Below are 15961 nucleotides of genomic sequence, written 5' to 3'. Positions count from 1 at the left end.
CCGGCCCCTCCCGTCCCGGCCGGAGTCATCCGGCCGGGACGGGAGCCCGGCGCCGTGACACGGTCCGCCGGCGCGGGGGTTCGCGCGTCCAGGCGGCGCAGGCCAGGGCGCCGGCGGCGAGGAGCAGCGCCCACTGGTGGTGCGCCGCGCCCCACCGCTCGTCGTCCACGGTGACGAACGGGGTCCACCGGTCCGGGACCAGCAGCGGCGCCGCGACCGCCGCGACCAGGAACGTCACGGCCGCTCCGGTGCCGGGCTCGGCCTGGCCGGAGAAGCGGACGCCCGCCGCGGCGACGGCCAGCGCGAGGACGGCGGTGGCGGCGGCCTCCAGCGTGACGGCGCCGACGGGCGGGCGCCCCTCGGCGGGCACGAGGGCGAGCGCCGCCACCCACCAGAGCGCGGCGAACGGCGCCACGAGCGCCACGCGCAGGCCGGTGCGCAGCGGGCGCCCCGCCGGGACGGCCGCCGTGGTGTGCCGGGCGGGGTCGTCCAGGAGGAAGGCCAGCCCGAGGGCGAGGGCCAGCGCCGCCGCCCGCAGGAGGGTCAGGCACAACCAGGGGTCGGGCCGGCCGGGGAGCATCCGGGGCACGCCCGCGAGCAGCAGCCCGAGCGCGCCGCCCGCCGCGAGCGCCCACCGCGGCAGGGTCCGCGTGACGGGCCGCACCAGGGCCCGGGTCATTCCCCGCACGTGTCGGCCCCCTTCGGCACCGGCACGTCCAGCAGCTCGGCCGCCCGTGCCGTGGTCGTCCTCGGCGAGGTCAGCTCCGCCCAGTGGGCCTTGACCTTGGCGGTGATGCCGTAGCGGGGCTTCTCCAGCAGTTCGCGGACGACGTCGGTCTGCTGGGCGGTCATGGAGAGCGGGTTCGTCGGGGTGAGCGCGATGCCGGAGCCGCTGACGCGGTCGTCGAGGCGGACGTGCCGGAAGGCGGACATGGGGTCGGGCTGGGCGCCGAGCGCGAGCCACATCACGGTCACCACGCGGGCGTCGCACGCCTCGCCCATGGCGTACTCGTCGCCCGCCACCAGGACCGATGCGACGGCGACCGCGAACTCGGGTACCCGGTTGCCGCCCCAGCGCGTGCCGACGGTCACCCGGCCGGGTGTGCGGGACGGCTGGAGCGCGGCGTCGCCGTCCAGGCCGTACCGCGCGTCGACGCGCTGGCGCACGGTCAGCCGGGTGGCCCCGGCGCCGCCGCCCGCGAGGGAGCGCACGCGCCCGACGGCCTCGGCCCACTCGTCGGTCCGGCCGGACCACTCGGGGTAGGCGCAGTACGCGTCGCGGCCCTGGACGCGGCAGGACTGCATCTTCTCCGGGGCAACGGACGCCTTCTCCCGGGCGGCGGCCAGCCCGGCCGGCTCACCGGACGCCTGTCCCGCGACGCCCGCGCCGGTGGCGGCGAGCGCGGCGACGGTCACCGCGGCGACCAGCCGGTTGCGGCCGCCGGAGACGAGGACCGCCGCGCAGGCCAGGGTGAGGGCGAGTCCGGTCAGGTACAGGGCGTGCCAGGCGGCGGGGCGGCCCAGCAGCTCCGAGGGGAACGGCTCGGTGCCGGCGTCGCCGACCACGGGCCACAGCCACCGCTGCCAGTCGGCGTCCTCCAGTCCGGCGGACACCAGGGTGGCGAGGACCAGCCCGGCGACCACCAGGAGCGGTGCGGCGAACGCGGAGGGGACCAGGCGGGCGAGGAGCACGCCGATGATCCCGGCGAGCAGGACGACCAGCGGGCCGACGGCCAGTTCGGCGGGCGAACCGTGGCCCGCCGCGCCGGGCTTGAGGGCCGTGCAGGTGAAGTCGAGGAGGACGACCAGCGCGGTCAGCGCGGCGGCCGGGACGACCGACAGCAGGTGCGCGGCCGTACGCCGCCAGGGCTCCACGACCAGCACGTCGAAGGTCTGGTCGGTGCCGCGCCGCCGGGAGCGCAGGACCCCGCGGTTGGCGCTGACGAGTACGGCGACGGCGACGAGCAGGGGCCGGTCCTGCGTGGCCCGGTCGGCGTCCTGGAGGACCGGGAAGTCGTCCATGGGTTCGCCGCCGCCCCACAACTGCCAGCAGGTGTAGGCGAGGTACAGGGCGAACATGGCGAAGACCGGTATCTGCAGCAGCAGTTCACGGGACTCGAAGCGGGCCAGTGCGAGCACGGCAGCCGCCCGGGTCCGCCGGCCGGACGGTGCGGCGGGCGCGCTCTCCGCGCGGGCCGGGTCGATGACGGTGGTGCTCATGCCGCCACCTCCGCGGGCTCGCCGTCGAGGGTGAGCAGGTAGCCGTCCTCCAGGGTCGGTTCGAGCAGCTCCGCGCCGGGCGGCGGGTCGCCGACGTTGCGGAAGACGCCGGCGCCGGTGCGCCAGCCGGCCTTCGCGTGCGGCGCGCGCTCCGCGCTGCTCCACACCCGGCCCGCCGCGCGGGCGGTCAGTTCGGCGGGGGTGCCCTCGAAGCGGACCCGGCCGCGGGCCATGACGATCACCCGCCGGCAGAGCATCGCGACGTCCTCGGTCTGGTGGGTGGAGAGCAGCACCGTGCGGCCCTCCCCCGCCCTCGCGATCAGCTCCCGGAAGCGCATCCGCTGTTCCGGGTCGAGACCGACGGTCGGCTCGTCCAGGACGAGGAAGCCGGGGTCGCCGACGAGCGCGGCGGCGAGGGCGACGCGCTGCCGCATCCCGCCGGAGAGCTTCTTGATCCGCCGGCCGCGCACCTCGGAGAGATCGACGGCGTCGAGCACCCGGCGCACCTCGGCGTGCCGGGCGGCGCGGTCCGTCAGTTCCTTCAGGATCGCCACGTAGTCGACGAACTCGAAGGCGCTGAAGTCCGGGTGGAAGCCGGGGGTCTGCGGCAGGTAGCCGAGCGTGCGGCGCACCTCCTGCCGGCCGGCGGTCGTGCCGGGGTCGCGGCCGAGCACCGTGAAGGAGCCGCGGTCGGCGGTCAGGGCGGTCGCGAGCACCCGCAGCAGGGTTGTCTTGCCGGCGCCGTTGGGGCCCAGCAGGCCGGTGACGCCGTCCGCGAGCCGCAGCGACACGTCGTCGAGGGCGTGGGTGCTGCCGTAGCGCAGGGTCAGCCCTGCTGCCGAGACGGTGGGGGCGCCCCCCGGGAAGGCGGAGGTCATGCGGCACTCCTGTGGGTCGAGGCGGTGGATGAGTCGAAGCGGTCGCGGACGGCGTACAGCAGTCCGGCGGTGAGCAGTGCGACGGCCGCGGCGACGCCCTGGCCGGCCGCGGTGAACGGCGCGAGGATCCCCTCGGTCCTGCTGTCGGCGACGAGCAGCAGCCCGGCCCACGCGCCGCCGACGACGGCGGGCGCGGCGACCGGTCCGAGCCTGGGGGTCAGTGCGAGGGCGAGGCCGGTGAGGGCGAGCGCGGGCAGCAGCCAGGCCACCGCGCGCAGGCCGTACGAGGGCAGCGCGAGCGTGGCCAGGCCGTCGAGCGCCGTCCCGGTGGCCAGGACGGCGACCGTACGGATCATCAGCAGCCGGAATCCGTGGGTCGGGGAGACGACGGCCATCTCGTACGTCGGGTCGAGGGCGGGCCCGTACGACAGGGCGACCCCGGCGAGCGGAAGCAGCGGCGCGAGGGCGAGGAAGAGGGTGGGCGACTGACCGCTGCGCAGGGCGGTCGCCGCCGCGAGGGCCGTCATCAGGACGGCGACGACGGCGACGAGCCAGGCCCGCCGCAGCACGGGGGTGGCGGCGAGCAGGCGGGCCGTGTGGTCGGCGACGCCGATCCGCACCAGTAGGGACTCGACGAACCCCGGCCGCGGGGCGTCGAGTTCGGCGTCCAGCCGGGCCCACCCCTCCTCCAGCGCGACCGGGTCGGTGACCTCCGCCAGCGCCGCACGGCACCGCGCGCACGCGGCGAGGTGGGTGTCGGCGGACCACAGCCGGGGGGCCGTCAGTTCACCGCGCGCGTAGGCCCGCAGGTCGTCCTCCGGCACGTGCCAGGTGGTGTCGTTTCCGCTCATGCCAGCGCCTCCCGCAGCTGCTTGCGGGCGCGTGAGGCCCGTGTCTTGACGGTGCCGGGCGGGATGCCGAGCAGGACGGCCGCCTCCCGGGTCGTGAGGCCGTCGACCACGGTGGCCTGGAGGACCGCCCGCAGTTCCGGTGAGAGCCGGGTCAGCGCGCCGGCGAGGTCGCCGTGCTCGACGCCCGCGAGGACCCGTTCCTCGGCGGAGGCCTCGTCCCGGTGGCGCAGCCGGCCCAGCGCCTGGCGCAGCCGCCCACGCGCCCCGTCGCCGCGCAGGGTGTCGATGAGCCGGCGGGAGCCGACGCGCCACAGCCAGCCGGCCGCGTCCCCCTCCTCCCGGTAGCGGGCGGTGCCGCGCCACACGGCGAGGAACGTCTCCTGCACCACGTCGTCGACCACACCCGCGTCCGCGCAGCGTCCGCGCAGCCGCGCGGTCAGCCACGGCGCGAACCGCCGGTACAGCTCCTCGAAGGCGCGCCGGTCCCCGTCCGCCGCGATGGCCCGCAGCAGCTCCCCGTCGCTTCTCGTATCCCTCACGCCCCATCATCGGACGAGCCCCCCGGATCGGTTCACGAAGGGTCCGACGGGTTTCCGCGGGGCGGATTCCCGCAGGTGGGACGGGCGTTGGCCGTCCGCGTTTGACACCGGGACCACCCTTGCACCACCCTTTCACTACTAAATTAGTGAAAGGGTGGTTGGTCCGAGTGGTCGAGTACCGCATCGACCGGCGCAGCGGCGTCGCCACCTACGTGCAGATCGTCCAGCAGACCAAGCAGGCACTGCGCCTGGGACTGCTCGAACCGGGCGACCGGCTCCCCACGGCCCGCGAGGTCGTGGAGGCGACGGCGATCAATCCGAACACCGTCCTGAAGGCCTACCGCGAGCTGGAGCGCGAGGGCCTCGTCGAGGCCCGCCGCGGCCTCGGCACCTTCGTCCGCCGCTCGCTGGGCGCCGCCCCGGCGGACTCGCCGCTGCGGGCGGAGCTGGAGGACTGGGCGGCCCGCGCCCGGGCGGCAGGCCTGGACCGGGACGACGTCTCGGCGCTCTTCACCGCCGTACTGGAACAGTTCACGCACACCGAGGGGGAACAGCACATGAGCACCGAGGGGGGCCGGAAATGACGGACACCGCCATAGCGGCGGCCGGACTGGGCAAGCGGTTCGGACGCCGGGGAGGCTGGGCCCTGCGCGAGTGCGCGCTGCGGCTGCCCGCCGGACGCGTCTGCGCCGTCGTCGGCCCGAACGGCGCGGGCAAGTCGACGCTGCTCGCCCTCGCGGCCGGCGTCCTCGGACCGACCGAGGGCACGCTCACCGTGCTCGGCACGGACCCGGCCGCGGCCCGCGAACGCATCGCGTACGTCGCCCAGAACAAGCCGCTGTACCCGCAGCTCACCGTCGCCGAGACGCTCCGCCTGGGGCGCGAGCTCAACCCGGCCCGCTGGGACCCCGCCGTCGCCGAACGGATCGTGACGGCCGGCGGGCTCGCACCGAAGGCCCGGATCCGCTCCCTGTCCGGCGGCCAGCGCACCCGGGTCGCGCTCGCCTTCGCGCTCGCCAAACGGCCCGAACTGCTGCTCCTGGACGAGCCGATGGCCGACCTCGACCCGCTGGCCCGCCACGAACTGATGGGCGTCCTGCTCGCGGAGTCCGCCGAGCACGGCACCAGCGTCGTGCTGTCCTCGCACGTGGTCGCCGAGCTGGAGAACTCCTGCGACCACCTGATCATGCTCGGCGACGGCCGGGTGCGGCTCGCGGGTGACCTGGACGACCTGCTCGCCGCGCACGTCCTCACCACGGGCCCGAGCCGCGACCTCGCCCCGCACACCGTGATCGAGTCCCGCACCACCGGACGGCAGCAGACCGCCCTCGTCCGGCCGCGGGGCCCGCTCACCGGCGTCGGCGAGACCACCGCGCCCTCCCTGGAGGAAGTGCTGCTCGCGCACCTGCGCAGCCCCGAGGCCCCCGACCTGATCCTGGAGCCGTCCCACCGCTCCGCCGCCCCGGAGCCCGCCGTATGACCGCGCTGACCACGGCCGACGCCCCCGTGAGCGCGCGCCCCGCGGCCGGGCGCCCCGGCACCGTGCGCGCCGTGCTGCGGCTGCACCGAGCCGCCCTCTACGCCTGGGCGGCCGTGATCACCGCCGCCTCCGCGCTGATGCTGTGGGCGTACGCCGCGCTCGCCGGGCCCGCGAGCGACGCCTACCGCCGTCTGAGGGCCTGCGACTACTCCTGCGCGTACGACCAGGACGCGTACCTGGCCTTCAAGGACGCCTCGACGTACGCCCACTGGACCGTCACGTTCCTGCCGCTGCTCGTCGCGGCCTGGGCGGGCGCCGTGCTGACCGCGCGCGAGCTGGAGAGCGGCACCGCGCGGCTCGCCTGGACCCAGTCGGTCACCCCGGCCCGCTGGCTGGCCGCCAAGCTCGCCGTCCCGGCCGCGCTGGTCACCGCCGGGACCGTCCCGCTCGTCGTGCTGCACCACTTGATGTGGGACGCCGGGCGCGGCGGGAACAACCTCGCCTGGCACGACATCCTGGTCTTCCAGGCCAACGGCCCGACCACCGTCGCGCTGGCCCTGTTCGCCCTGGCCGCGGGCGCCCTGGCCGGACTGCTGCTGCGCCGCACCCTGGCCGCCCTCGCCGTCACCGCCGCGGCCACCGGGCTGCTCTGGTACGCGCTCAACGGCTACCGCGCCTGGTTCTGGCCGCCGGTCACCCGGACCACCTCCCTCCAGGAGGGCCCCTGGTACGGCGGGCTCACCACCGACCGCGGCGTCGTCGACGCCGCGGGCACCCAGCTGCCCATGCCGCACTGCGTCGCGTCCTGGGACCACGCCAGGGCCTGCGCCGACACCTTCGAGCGGCTGCACGTCACCGCCTTCTACAGCGACGTCCAGCCCGCCTCCCACTACTGGCCGCTCCAGCTCTCCGCCACCGGCGCCGCCCTGGCGCTGACCGCGCTCACGGTCCTCGCCGCCTTCCGGGTGCTGAAACGGCACACCGAGGGCACCGGGAACACCGGACGCGTCACCGGCGGCGCGGCACGCGTGACCGGCGGCACCACGGGCGTCACCGCCGCGACGAAGACGGCCCCCGCGCGGACCTTCACCGTCAAGGGGGTCTTCCGGGGGCCGGTCTGGGCCGTGCTGCGGCTGCACCGCCCCGCCCTGCGGACCTGGCTGGGACTCGTCGTCGTGGTGTCCGCGGCGCTGCTGTGGGCGCACGGCCCCGGCTTCGAGCACGCCCTCGCGGAATCCCGCTACGGGTGTCTCGCGCAGATGGACGCCTGCGACGTGGCCACCGGCCCCTGGGGAAGCCAGTACTACTCGGTCGTCGTCGCGCTCAGCACCCTCACGGTCTCCTACCTGCCCCTGCTCGTCGCCGCCTGGGCCGGCGCGACCCTGACCGGGCGCGAACTGGAGAACGGCACCGCGCAGCTCGCCTGGACCCAGTCGATCACCCCGGCCCGCTGGCTGACCGCGAAGCTCGCCGTCCCGGCCCTGCTCGTCGCCACCGGCACCGCCCTCCTCGTGGCGCTGCACCGGTGGATGTGGAACGACGGCCGGGAACTGCTCTGGGGCAGCTGGTACGACATGGACACCTTCCGCGCCAACGGCCTCGTCACCCCCGCCTACGCCCTGTGCGGCCTGGCCCTCGGCGTCCTCGCGGGCCTGCTGACGCGCCGCACGCTGCCCGCGCTGGCCGCCTCCTTCGGCGCCCTGCTCGTGGTGTACGTCCTCGGCAACGTCGACCGCGCGAGCCTGTGGCCCACCGAGACGCTCACCGGCAGGCACGCCCTCGACCCGCCCGAGAGCGTCCAGGTCGTGGAAAGCGGTGTGATCACCGTGGACGGCACGAGCGTGGGCGGCAACACGACGTGTACGCAATTCGGCGACGCGGCCCGGCTCAGGCACTGCATGGCGGACAAGGGCATCGCCGACTTCTGGACCACCTACCACCCCGCTTCCCACGTCTGGCCGCTCCAGCTGGTGGAGTCCGGGATCGTCCTCGCGGTCGCCGCCCTCGCGGTCGCCGGGTCGTACGCCCTGCTGAGGCGCCGCACGGCCTGAGCCCCGGCCCGGGTGCGTCCCCACGGGGGTGGGACGCACCCGGGCCTGCGTGGGCCCCGGAAGCCGCCATGGACGCCCGGGAGCCGCCCCCCGATATCCCGCACGTCATGTCGCCGTAACCATCGATTCAGACGGGCTTGCGACCCTCACCGAATGAACCCCGCCGTGCCCGAGCCCTCACCTCCGCCGGAGAACGGGAAGGCCGGGGGGAGCGGTCGTTTCGCCCTGACGCTCCCGCCCGCCCTCTCCGACGCGCCTGTCACGCCCCTGGCGCGGAACAATGGGTCCATGAACCAGCCCAGCGCCCAGGCACAGGTCCAGCACCCGCAGCCCTCCGTGGGCTCCATCGCCGCGCACCGGCCCCACACCGTGGCGGCCAACGTGTCCGACCTCGAACCGGATCTCGACGCCGATCTCGACGTGTACGAGGACACCGTGCAGGACGGCGTCCAGCTGCCCCAGGGCCGCTTCCTGGACCGGGAGCGCAGCTGGCTGGCGTTCAACGAGCGGGTGCTCGAACTCGCCGAGGACCCGAACACGCCCCTGCTGGAACGCGCGAACTTCCTGGCGATCTTCGCGAGCAACCTGGACGAGTTCTTCATGGTCCGGGTGGCCGGTCTCAAGCGCCGCATCGCCACCGGCGTCGCCACCCGCTCCGCCTCCGGCCTCCAGCCCCGTGAGGTGCTGGAGATGATCTGGGCCCGCTCGCGCGAGCTCATGGCCCGGCACGCGGCCTGCTACCAGGAGGACGTCGCCCCCGCGCTGGCCGAGGAGGGCATCCACCTGGTCCGCTGGAACGAGCTGACCGAGAAGGAGCAGGCCCGCCTCTTCACGCTCTTCCGGCACCAGATCTTCCCGGTCCTGACCCCGCTGGCGGTCGACCCCGCGCACCCCTTCCCGTACATCTCCGGCCTCTCGCTGAACCTCGCGGTGGTCGTACGGAACCCGGTCAGCGGCCACCGCCACTTCGCGCGCGTCAAGGTCCCGCCGCTGCTCTCCCGCTTCCTGGAGGCCTCCCCGGACCGCTACGTCCCCATCGAGGACGTCATCGCCGCGCACCTGGAAGAGCTCTTCCCCGGCATGGAGGTCCTGGAGCACCACACCTTCCGCCTCACCCGCAACGAGGACCTGGAGGTCGAGGAGGACGACACCGAGAACCTCCTCCAGGCCCTGGAGAAGGAGCTGATGCGGCGCCGCTTCGGGCCGCCGGTGCGCCTGGAGGTCGAGGAGTCCATCGACCGGTACGTGCTCGACCTCCTCGTCCGGGAGCTGAAGATCAGCGAGGCGGAGGTCTACCCGCTGCCCGGTCCCCTGGACCTCACGGGTCTCTTCGGCATCAGCCACCTCGACCGGCCCGAGCTGAAGTACCCGAAGTTCATCGCGGGCACCCACCGCGACCTCGCCGAGGTGGAGTCGGCGTCCGCGCCCGACATCTTCGCCGCCCTGCGCGAGCGCGACGTCCTGCTGCACCACCCGTACGACTCCTTCTCCACCTCCGTGCAGGCCTTCCTGGAGCAGGCGGCCGGCGACCCGGACGTGCTGGCCATCAAGCAGACGCTGTACCGGACCTCCGGCGACTCGCCCATCGTGGACGCGCTGATAGACGCGGCCGAGTCCGGCAAGCAGGTCCTCGTCCTGGTGGAGATCAAGGCCCGCTTCGACGAGCAGGCCAACATCAAGTGGGCCCGCAAGCTGGAGGAGTCGGGCTGCCACGTGGTCTACGGGCTCGTCGGCCTCAAGACGCACTGCAAGCTCTCGCTGGTGGTCCGTCAGGAGGGCGACACGCTGCGCCGCTACTCCCACGTCGGCACCGGCAACTACCACCCGAAGACGGCCCGCCTGTACGAGGACCTCGGCCTGCTCACCGCCGACCCGCAGGTCGGCGCGGATCTCTCCGACCTCTTCAACCGGCTCTCCGGCTACTCCCGCCGCGAGACCTACCGCCGTCTGCTCGTCGCCCCCAAGTCCCTGCGCGACGGCCTGATCTCGCGGATCAACAAGGAGGTCCAGCACCACAACGCCGGACGTCCCGCCCACGTCCGCATCAAGGTCAACTCGATGGTGGACGAGGCGATCATCGACGCCCTCTACCGCGCGTCGCAGGCCGGCGTCCCCGTCGACGTGTGGGTGCGCGGCATCTGCGCGGTCCGCCCGGGCGTCACGGGCCTGTCCGAGAACATCCGGGTCCGCTCCATACTCGGGCGCTTCCTGGAACACTCCCGGGTCTTCGGCTTCGGCAACGGCGGCGAGCCCGAGGTGTGGATCGGCAGCGCCGACATGATGCACCGCAACCTCGACCGCCGGATCGAGGCACTGGTCAGGGTCACCGACCCGGCCCACCGGGCCGCCCTGAACCGGCTGCTGGAGACCGGCATGTCCGACACGACCTCCTCCTGGCACCTGGGCCCCGACGGCGAGTGGACCCGGCACGCGACCGACGCGGACGGCCAGCCCCTGCGCAACGTCCAGGAGATGCTCATAGACGCCCGGAGGCGCCGGCGTGGCACAGCGACACCTTGACCCCACGGGCCCCACCGCGGGGCGGGCCCCGTCCGGCGGGGACCTCGACGCACTGCGGGGCGCCCCCACCGGGGAGGCGCTCGCGGGCTATCTGCGGGCCCAGGCCACGGAGTTCCTGCGCTCGCTGCGCCAGCACCGCGAGGCGGGCGGGGACGGCGGTCCGGCCGCGCGGGCCAAGCCCAAGCCCGGGGGGAACGGTTCGCAGGAGACCGTCGACGCGGCGCGCGCCCTGCGCCGCTCGGCCCGCCGGATCAGCGGCACCCTGCACACCTTCCGGCCGCTGCTCGACGCCGAGTGGTCCGAGTCCATGCGGCCCGAACTGGCCTGGCTGTCGGGCACGCTGGCCCGCGAGCACGCGTACGCGGCCCGGCTGGAGCGCCTGCTGCTGGCCCTGCACCGCCTGTCCGGGTCGGCGGCCTTCCCCGCGCAGTCCTCCTCCGCGGGCCGGGCGGCGGCCTCCGCCGGGGCGAGCCGGCCCGCCGGAGCGGACGGGGCGGCGACCGGCCCGGTGCCGCCGGCCCCCGGGCTCCCGGAGCGCGGCCACCTCACCGTGGGCGCCGCCAAGGCTGGCGCCCTGCTGGAACGGCAGCTGACCCTCGCCCGGACGCGCGCCCACTCGGCGGCCCTCCAGGCGCTCGGGTCGAGCCGCTTCCACGCGGTCGCCGACAGCGTCGCCGTCCTCGCCAGCGAGGTCCCGCTCACGCCCGGCGCGGCCACCGCCGACCTGCGCCGCCCGGCCACCGCCGCCGAGGAGCGCCTGTGCGACGCGGTCACCGCCCTGCCCCTCATCACGGCGGGCCACCCCTACAACGCCGAGGCCCTGGTGCACGGCCTCTCCGCCGACACGGCGCCCCAGCCGCAGGACGCGCCCTGGCACCAGGTCCGCCTGCTGCTGCGGCTGCACCGCTACGCGCGTGAGGTCCTGCACGGCGGCGAGGGCCCCCTGGACGTCCGCCTGCTGAACGCGGGCCGGGCACTGAACCAGCACCGGGACGCGGCGGAGGCGGCCTCGGCCGCCGCGTCGGCGGCCCGCACCCCGCGCATCGCCCCGGCGACGGCGTACGCCCTCGGCGTGCTCCACGCCGACCAGCGGCACGAGGTGGAGGCCGCCAGGTTCGCGTTCCAGCAGTCCTGGCAGAAGGCCGCGGTGGGCACCGCCTGACCGCGCGATCGAGCCACGCACGGCCGGCCGCGGCCGGAGCGGGCGGGAGGAGGCCGTGACGCATGACCGACACCACGATCCGGGCGGCGGGCTGCGTGCTCTGGCGCCGTTTCCCCGGCACCGGCGACCTGCGGCTCTGTCTGGTCCACCGGCCCAAGTACGACGACTGGTCCCACCCCAAGGGCAAGCTGAAGCCCGGTGAGGACCCGCTGGCCGGCGCGTTGCGCGAGGTGGAGGAGGAGACGGGGTACGCGGCCGAGCCCGGCGCCGCCCTGCCCGTCCTGCGCTACGTCGTCGGCGGCCGCCCCAAGGAGGTCCGCTACTGGGCCGCCGAGGCGCGGGCCGGCGGCTTCGTACCGAACCGCGAGGTCGACCGCATCCTGTGGCTCCCCCCGGCGGAGGCCCGCGGCCGGCTGACCCAGCCCCGCGACCGCGACCTGGTCGACGCCCTGCTCTCCGCGCTGCACCTCACCTAGGCCGTGTCCGCCGCCATCGCGCACCCGGCCCGGGGCACCCGGACGGCCGTGGAGTTACGCCGGGCGGGGGTACTCGGGCGCCGAGACGGCCAGGCCCGTACGGCGGCGGAGGCACCCCGGGTGCCGGGACGACCGCGCGGACGTACGGCAGGCGGAGGTATCCGGGCCCCCGCAAGGCCGTCGGCGAGCGTGGAAACCCGGATGTCGGTGTCCGGTTGCCTAGTGTTTCCGCGGCGACCGGAGTCACCCGAGTTGTCCGAAACCGACCCGTGTCCTCGACGTAAGCGTTCCGTGACCTCACCGCACCGCCCTCAGGGGTTCACCCCCCGTTCACTCACGCCAGTCGGCGGCTTCACCTGTTCTGCCTAATTTCGGCCTTACCCGGTGCGGACCGCTTCCTGGATGTGGCGCCCGCATGACACCGATCTCGCGCGCCGCCATCTGTAGGCGGCTCCTGGAAGGAACTCCCGAAAGTGAAGCTTCAGCGCAAGAACCGGCTTCGCGCCCTCTCCCTCGGTGCTGTCGCCGTCTCCGGCGCCCTGGCCCTCACGGCGTGCGGCTCGGACGACACCGGCAAGAGCAACGAGGGCGGCTCCTCGGCCACGGCCGGCAACAGCGCCATCAAGTGTGACGACGCCAAGGGCCAGCTCCAGGCCTCCGGGTCCTCCGCGCAGAAGAACGCGATCGACGCCTGGATCAAGGCGTACTCGGCCTCCTGCAAGGGCGTGCAGATCAACTACAACCCGACGGGTTCGGGCGCCGGCATCACGGCGTTCACCCAGGGCCAGACGGCCTTCGCGGGCTCCGACTCGCCGCTGAAGCCCGAAGAGGTCACCGCCGCGAAGAAGGCCTGCGACAACAACGCGGCCATCGACCTGCCCATGGTCGGCGGCCCGATCGCGGTCGGCTACAACGTCCCGGGCGTCGACAGCCTGACGCTGGACGCCGCCACGCTGGCCCAGATCTTCGACGGCAAGATCACCAAGTGGAACGACGAGGCGATCGCCAAGCTGAACGCCGACGCCAAGCTCCCGAGCACCAAGATCCAGACGTTCCACCGCTCGGACGACTCCGGCACCACGGACAACTTCACCAAGTACCTGAAGGCCGTCGCCCCCTCCGACTGGAAGTACGAGGGCGGCAAGGCCTGGCAGGCCAAGGGCGGCCAGTCCGCTCAGGGCTCCTCGGGCCTGGCCCAGCAGGTCAAGCAGACCGAGGGCGCGATCTCGTACTTCGAGCTCTCCTACGCCGGTGACGGCATCAACACCGTCGACCTCAAGACCGAGGCCGCCGAGCCCGTCAAGGCCAGCGTGGAGAACGCCACGAAGGCCATCGCCACCGCCAAGGTCGCCGGCACCGGCAAGGACCTGTCGCTGGAGCTGAACTACAAGCCGACCGAGGAGGGCGCCTACCCGCTCACCCTGGTCACCTACGAGATCGTCTGCGAGAAGGGCAACAAGGCCGACACCCTGGCCGCCACGAAGTCCTTCCTCACGTACATCGCGAGCGAGCAGGGCCAGCAGCAGCTGGCCGACGCCAAGTACGCCCCGATCCCCGACGAGATCATCACGAAGGTCCGCGAGACCATCGCGGGCCTGAGCTGACCTGAGTGTGCGGCCCGCCTCCCCGAGGCGGGCCGCACCGTCCGGTGCACCGCCGCCTGGAGCCGCCACCCGAACCGGCTCCGCAGACCGGAGAATCCTGATGGACATATCTACGCGTACCGCAGAGGCACCGCCCCCTGCCCCCCAGCCTTCCGCGGCCGAGCAGAAGAACGCCGCCCGCGGTGCCACCCGCCCCGGAGACCGGATCTTCCTCGGTCTCTCCCGCGGGTCCGGCATCTTCCTCCTGGTGATCATGGCCGCCATCGCGGCCTTCCTCACCTACCGCGCGTCCCTCGCGATCAGCAAGGACGAAGCCAACTTCTTCACCACCTTCGAGTGGAACACCAACGTCGAGCCGCCGTACTTCGGCATCGCGGTCCTCGCCTTCGGCACGGTCGTCTCGGCGATCATCGCCATGGCGCTCGCGGTCCCGGTCGCGGTCGGCATCGCGCTGTTCATCACGCACTACGCGCCGCGCAAGCTCGGCGGGACCATCGCGTACGTGATCGACCTGCTCGCCGCCGTCCCGTCCATCGTGTACGGCCTGTGGGGCGCCCTCGTCCTGGTGCCGCACATGAGCGGCCTCTTCGGCTGGCTCGACCACTACTTCGGCTGGACCGGCATCTTCGAGTGGCAGGGCGGCGCCCCGCGCTCGATGCTCACCGTCGGCATCCTGCTCGCGATCATGATCCTGCCGATCATCACGAACGTGAGCCGTGAGGTCTTCCGCCAGGTCCCGCAGATGCACGAGGAGGCCGCGCTGGCCCTCGGCGCCACGCGCTGGGAGGTCATCCGCATGTCGGTGCTGCCCTTCGGCCGCTCCGGCGTGATCTCCGCCTCGATGCTCGGCCTCGGCCGCGCGCTCGGCGAGACGATGGCCGTCGCCACCGTGCTCTCCCCGACCTTCGACATCAACGCCAGCCTGCTCGACCCGGGCGGCGGCACCTTCGCCCAGAACATCGCGAGCAAGTTCAGCGAGGCCACCGAACTGGGACAGGACGCGCTCATCGCCTCCGGTCTCGTCCTGTTCGTCATCACGCTGGTGGTCAACGGCGCGGCGCGCATGATCATCAACCGCCGCAAGGAGTACTCGGGGGCCAACGCATGAGCCACGCACCCGTCACCGACAAGCGCCCCAGCAGCCTCCGCGGCGCGCAGCTGCCGAAATGGTCCCCGTGGGGGATCGCCGCCGGGTCCGTCGTCCTCGCGGTGGGCATCGGCCTGGCCGGCGGCCTCGACAGCCGCGTCCAGTGGGGCCTGATCGCCGCGCTCCTGTTCGTCTTCGGCACGTACGCCATCGCGGCGCGCGTCGAGGGCCGCCGGCAGGCCAAGGACCGCGTCGCCACCAGCCTGGTCTGGGTCTGCTTCCTGATCGCCGTGATCCCGCTGGCCTCCCTGATCTGGGAGACCGCCAAGCGCGGCATCAAGGTCTTCGACGTCTACTTCCTGACCCACTCGATGGGCGTGGTCGCCGACACCGAGCCCGGCGGCGGCATCTACCACGCCATCCTCGGCACGCTGGAGCAGGTCGGCATCGCCACCCTGATCGCCGTGCCGGTCGGTGTCCTGACCGCGATCTACCTGGTCGAGTACGGACGGGGCGGGCTCGCCAAGGCCGTCACCTTCTTCGTCGACGTCATGACGGGCATCCCGTCGATCGTCGCCGGCCTCTTCGTCCTCAGCTTCTGGATCCTGATCCTGGACATGGGCTACTCCGGCTTCGCCGGTTCGCTCGCCCTGGCGATCCTGATGATGCCCGTGGTGGTCCGCTCCACGGAGGAGATGCTCAAGCTCGTCCCGAACGAGCTGCGCGAGGCGTCCCTGGCGCTCGGCGTGCCGAAGTGGCGCACGATCATCAAGGTGGTGCTCCCGACCTCGATCGGCGGCATCATCACGGGTGTGATGCTCGCGGTGGCGCGCATCACGGGTGAGACCGCGCCCGTCCTGCTCCTCGTTTGGGGTACCGGATTCATCAACAGCAACCCCTTCGAGGACCCGCAGGCCTCGCTGCCGCTGTACATCTACCAGCAGTACGCGAACAGCGCCGGCTCCGGCGCGGCCTACGACCGGGCCTGGGCGGCGGCACTCGCCCTCATCGCCTTCGTCATGATCCTGAACCTCGCGGCCCGCGGCATCGCCCGCTGGAAGGCCCCGAAGACGGGCCGCTGACGCGGCCATCA

At 73.7% G+C, this 15961-nt stretch carries 14 protein-coding genes; 9 read left to right on the top strand and 5 right to left on the bottom strand.

Annotated elements, in window-relative coordinates; genetic code table 11:
* Positions 1–25: 25 nt before the first annotated feature.
* From ACZ4VA_RS36475 to ACZ4VA_RS36455, 5 genes are read right to left on the bottom strand one after another with little or no spacing between them, the layout of a single operon-like run.
* Positions 26–679: an ABC transporter gene (locus ACZ4VA_RS36475; RefSeq protein ID WP_388905050.1), complete on the bottom strand. Its 654-nt coding sequence runs from the start codon at positions 677–679 to the stop codon at positions 26–28.
* Positions 676–2220, bottom strand: coding sequence for an ABC transporter permease (locus tag ACZ4VA_RS36470; protein WP_468084142.1), 1545 nt, complete (start codon positions 2218–2220; stop codon positions 676–678). Before ACZ4VA_RS36470 ends, ACZ4VA_RS36475 begins: the two co-directional genes overlap by 4 nt.
* The gene (locus ACZ4VA_RS36465) at positions 2217–3098 is read right to left on the bottom strand and encodes an ABC transporter ATP-binding protein (protein WP_356169672.1); all 882 of its coding nucleotides are present in this window, start codon (positions 3096–3098) and stop codon (positions 2217–2219) included. The genes ACZ4VA_RS36470 and ACZ4VA_RS36465 overlap by 4 nt, the downstream gene beginning before the upstream one ends.
* Positions 3095–3949, bottom strand: a complete 855-nt coding sequence (locus tag ACZ4VA_RS36460) for a zf-HC2 domain-containing protein (RefSeq protein ID WP_355794605.1) — start codon at positions 3947–3949, stop codon at positions 3095–3097. The genes ACZ4VA_RS36465 and ACZ4VA_RS36460 overlap by 4 nt, the downstream gene beginning before the upstream one ends.
* Positions 3946–4488, bottom strand: a complete 543-nt coding sequence (locus ACZ4VA_RS36455) for an RNA polymerase sigma factor (protein WP_356169678.1) — start codon at positions 4486–4488, stop codon at positions 3946–3948. The genes ACZ4VA_RS36460 and ACZ4VA_RS36455 overlap by 4 nt, the downstream gene beginning before the upstream one ends.
* A 167-nt stretch (positions 4489–4655) precedes the next feature.
* Here ACZ4VA_RS36455 and ACZ4VA_RS36450 point away from each other — a divergent pair, with 167 nt between their 5' ends.
* From ACZ4VA_RS36450 to pstA, 9 genes are all read left to right on the top strand, one after another.
* Positions 4656–5072: a GntR family transcriptional regulator gene (locus ACZ4VA_RS36450; RefSeq protein ID WP_355793854.1), complete on the top strand. Its 417-nt coding sequence runs from the start codon at positions 4656–4658 to the stop codon at positions 5070–5072.
* A complete protein-coding gene (locus ACZ4VA_RS36445) occupies positions 5069–5968 on the top strand; it encodes an ABC transporter ATP-binding protein (RefSeq protein ID WP_468084139.1) in 900 nt (299 codons plus the stop codon). The genes ACZ4VA_RS36450 and ACZ4VA_RS36445 overlap by 4 nt, the downstream gene beginning before the upstream one ends.
* Positions 5965–8019 (top strand): hypothetical protein, encoded by a 2055-nt coding sequence (locus tag ACZ4VA_RS36440; RefSeq protein WP_389392116.1) that lies wholly within the window; start codon positions 5965–5967, stop codon positions 8017–8019. The genes ACZ4VA_RS36445 and ACZ4VA_RS36440 overlap by 4 nt, the downstream gene beginning before the upstream one ends.
* Positions 8020–8172: 153 nt before the next feature.
* Positions 8173–10539 (top strand): RNA degradosome polyphosphate kinase, encoded by a 2367-nt coding sequence (locus ACZ4VA_RS36435; RefSeq protein ID WP_388905046.1) that lies wholly within the window; start codon positions 8173–8175, stop codon positions 10537–10539.
* Positions 10520–11701 carry a CHAD domain-containing protein gene (locus ACZ4VA_RS36430; RefSeq protein ID WP_356169690.1) on the top strand — a complete coding sequence of 394 codons (1182 nt, stop codon included), beginning with the start codon at positions 10520–10522 and terminating at the stop codon, positions 11699–11701. The genes ACZ4VA_RS36435 and ACZ4VA_RS36430 overlap by 20 nt, the downstream gene beginning before the upstream one ends.
* 62 nt (positions 11702–11763) lie before the next feature.
* Positions 11764–12177, top strand: coding sequence for an NUDIX hydrolase (locus tag ACZ4VA_RS36425; RefSeq protein WP_355794344.1), 414 nt, complete (start codon positions 11764–11766; stop codon positions 12175–12177).
* A 473-nt stretch (positions 12178–12650) separates the two neighbouring features.
* The gene (gene pstS, locus ACZ4VA_RS36420) at positions 12651–13781 is read left to right on the top strand and encodes a phosphate ABC transporter substrate-binding protein PstS (RefSeq protein WP_355794343.1); all 1131 of its coding nucleotides are present in this window, start codon (positions 12651–12653) and stop codon (positions 13779–13781) included.
* Positions 13782–13881: 100 nt separating this feature from the next.
* Entirely contained in the window at positions 13882–14889 is a 1008-nt protein-coding gene (gene pstC / locus ACZ4VA_RS36415) for a phosphate ABC transporter permease subunit PstC (RefSeq protein WP_355795725.1), read from the top strand.
* Entirely contained in the window at positions 14886–15950 is a 1065-nt protein-coding gene (gene pstA / locus ACZ4VA_RS36410; protein ID WP_356169695.1) for a phosphate ABC transporter permease PstA, read from the top strand. The genes pstC and pstA overlap by 4 nt, the downstream gene beginning before the upstream one ends.
* The last annotated feature ends 11 nt before the right edge of the window (positions 15951–15961 follow it).

Source organism: Streptomyces sp. NPDC028308, from assembly GCF_055565855.1.
Note: the sequence above shows the minus strand (reverse complement) of the source record. Positions and strands in the feature narration are given on the sequence as shown.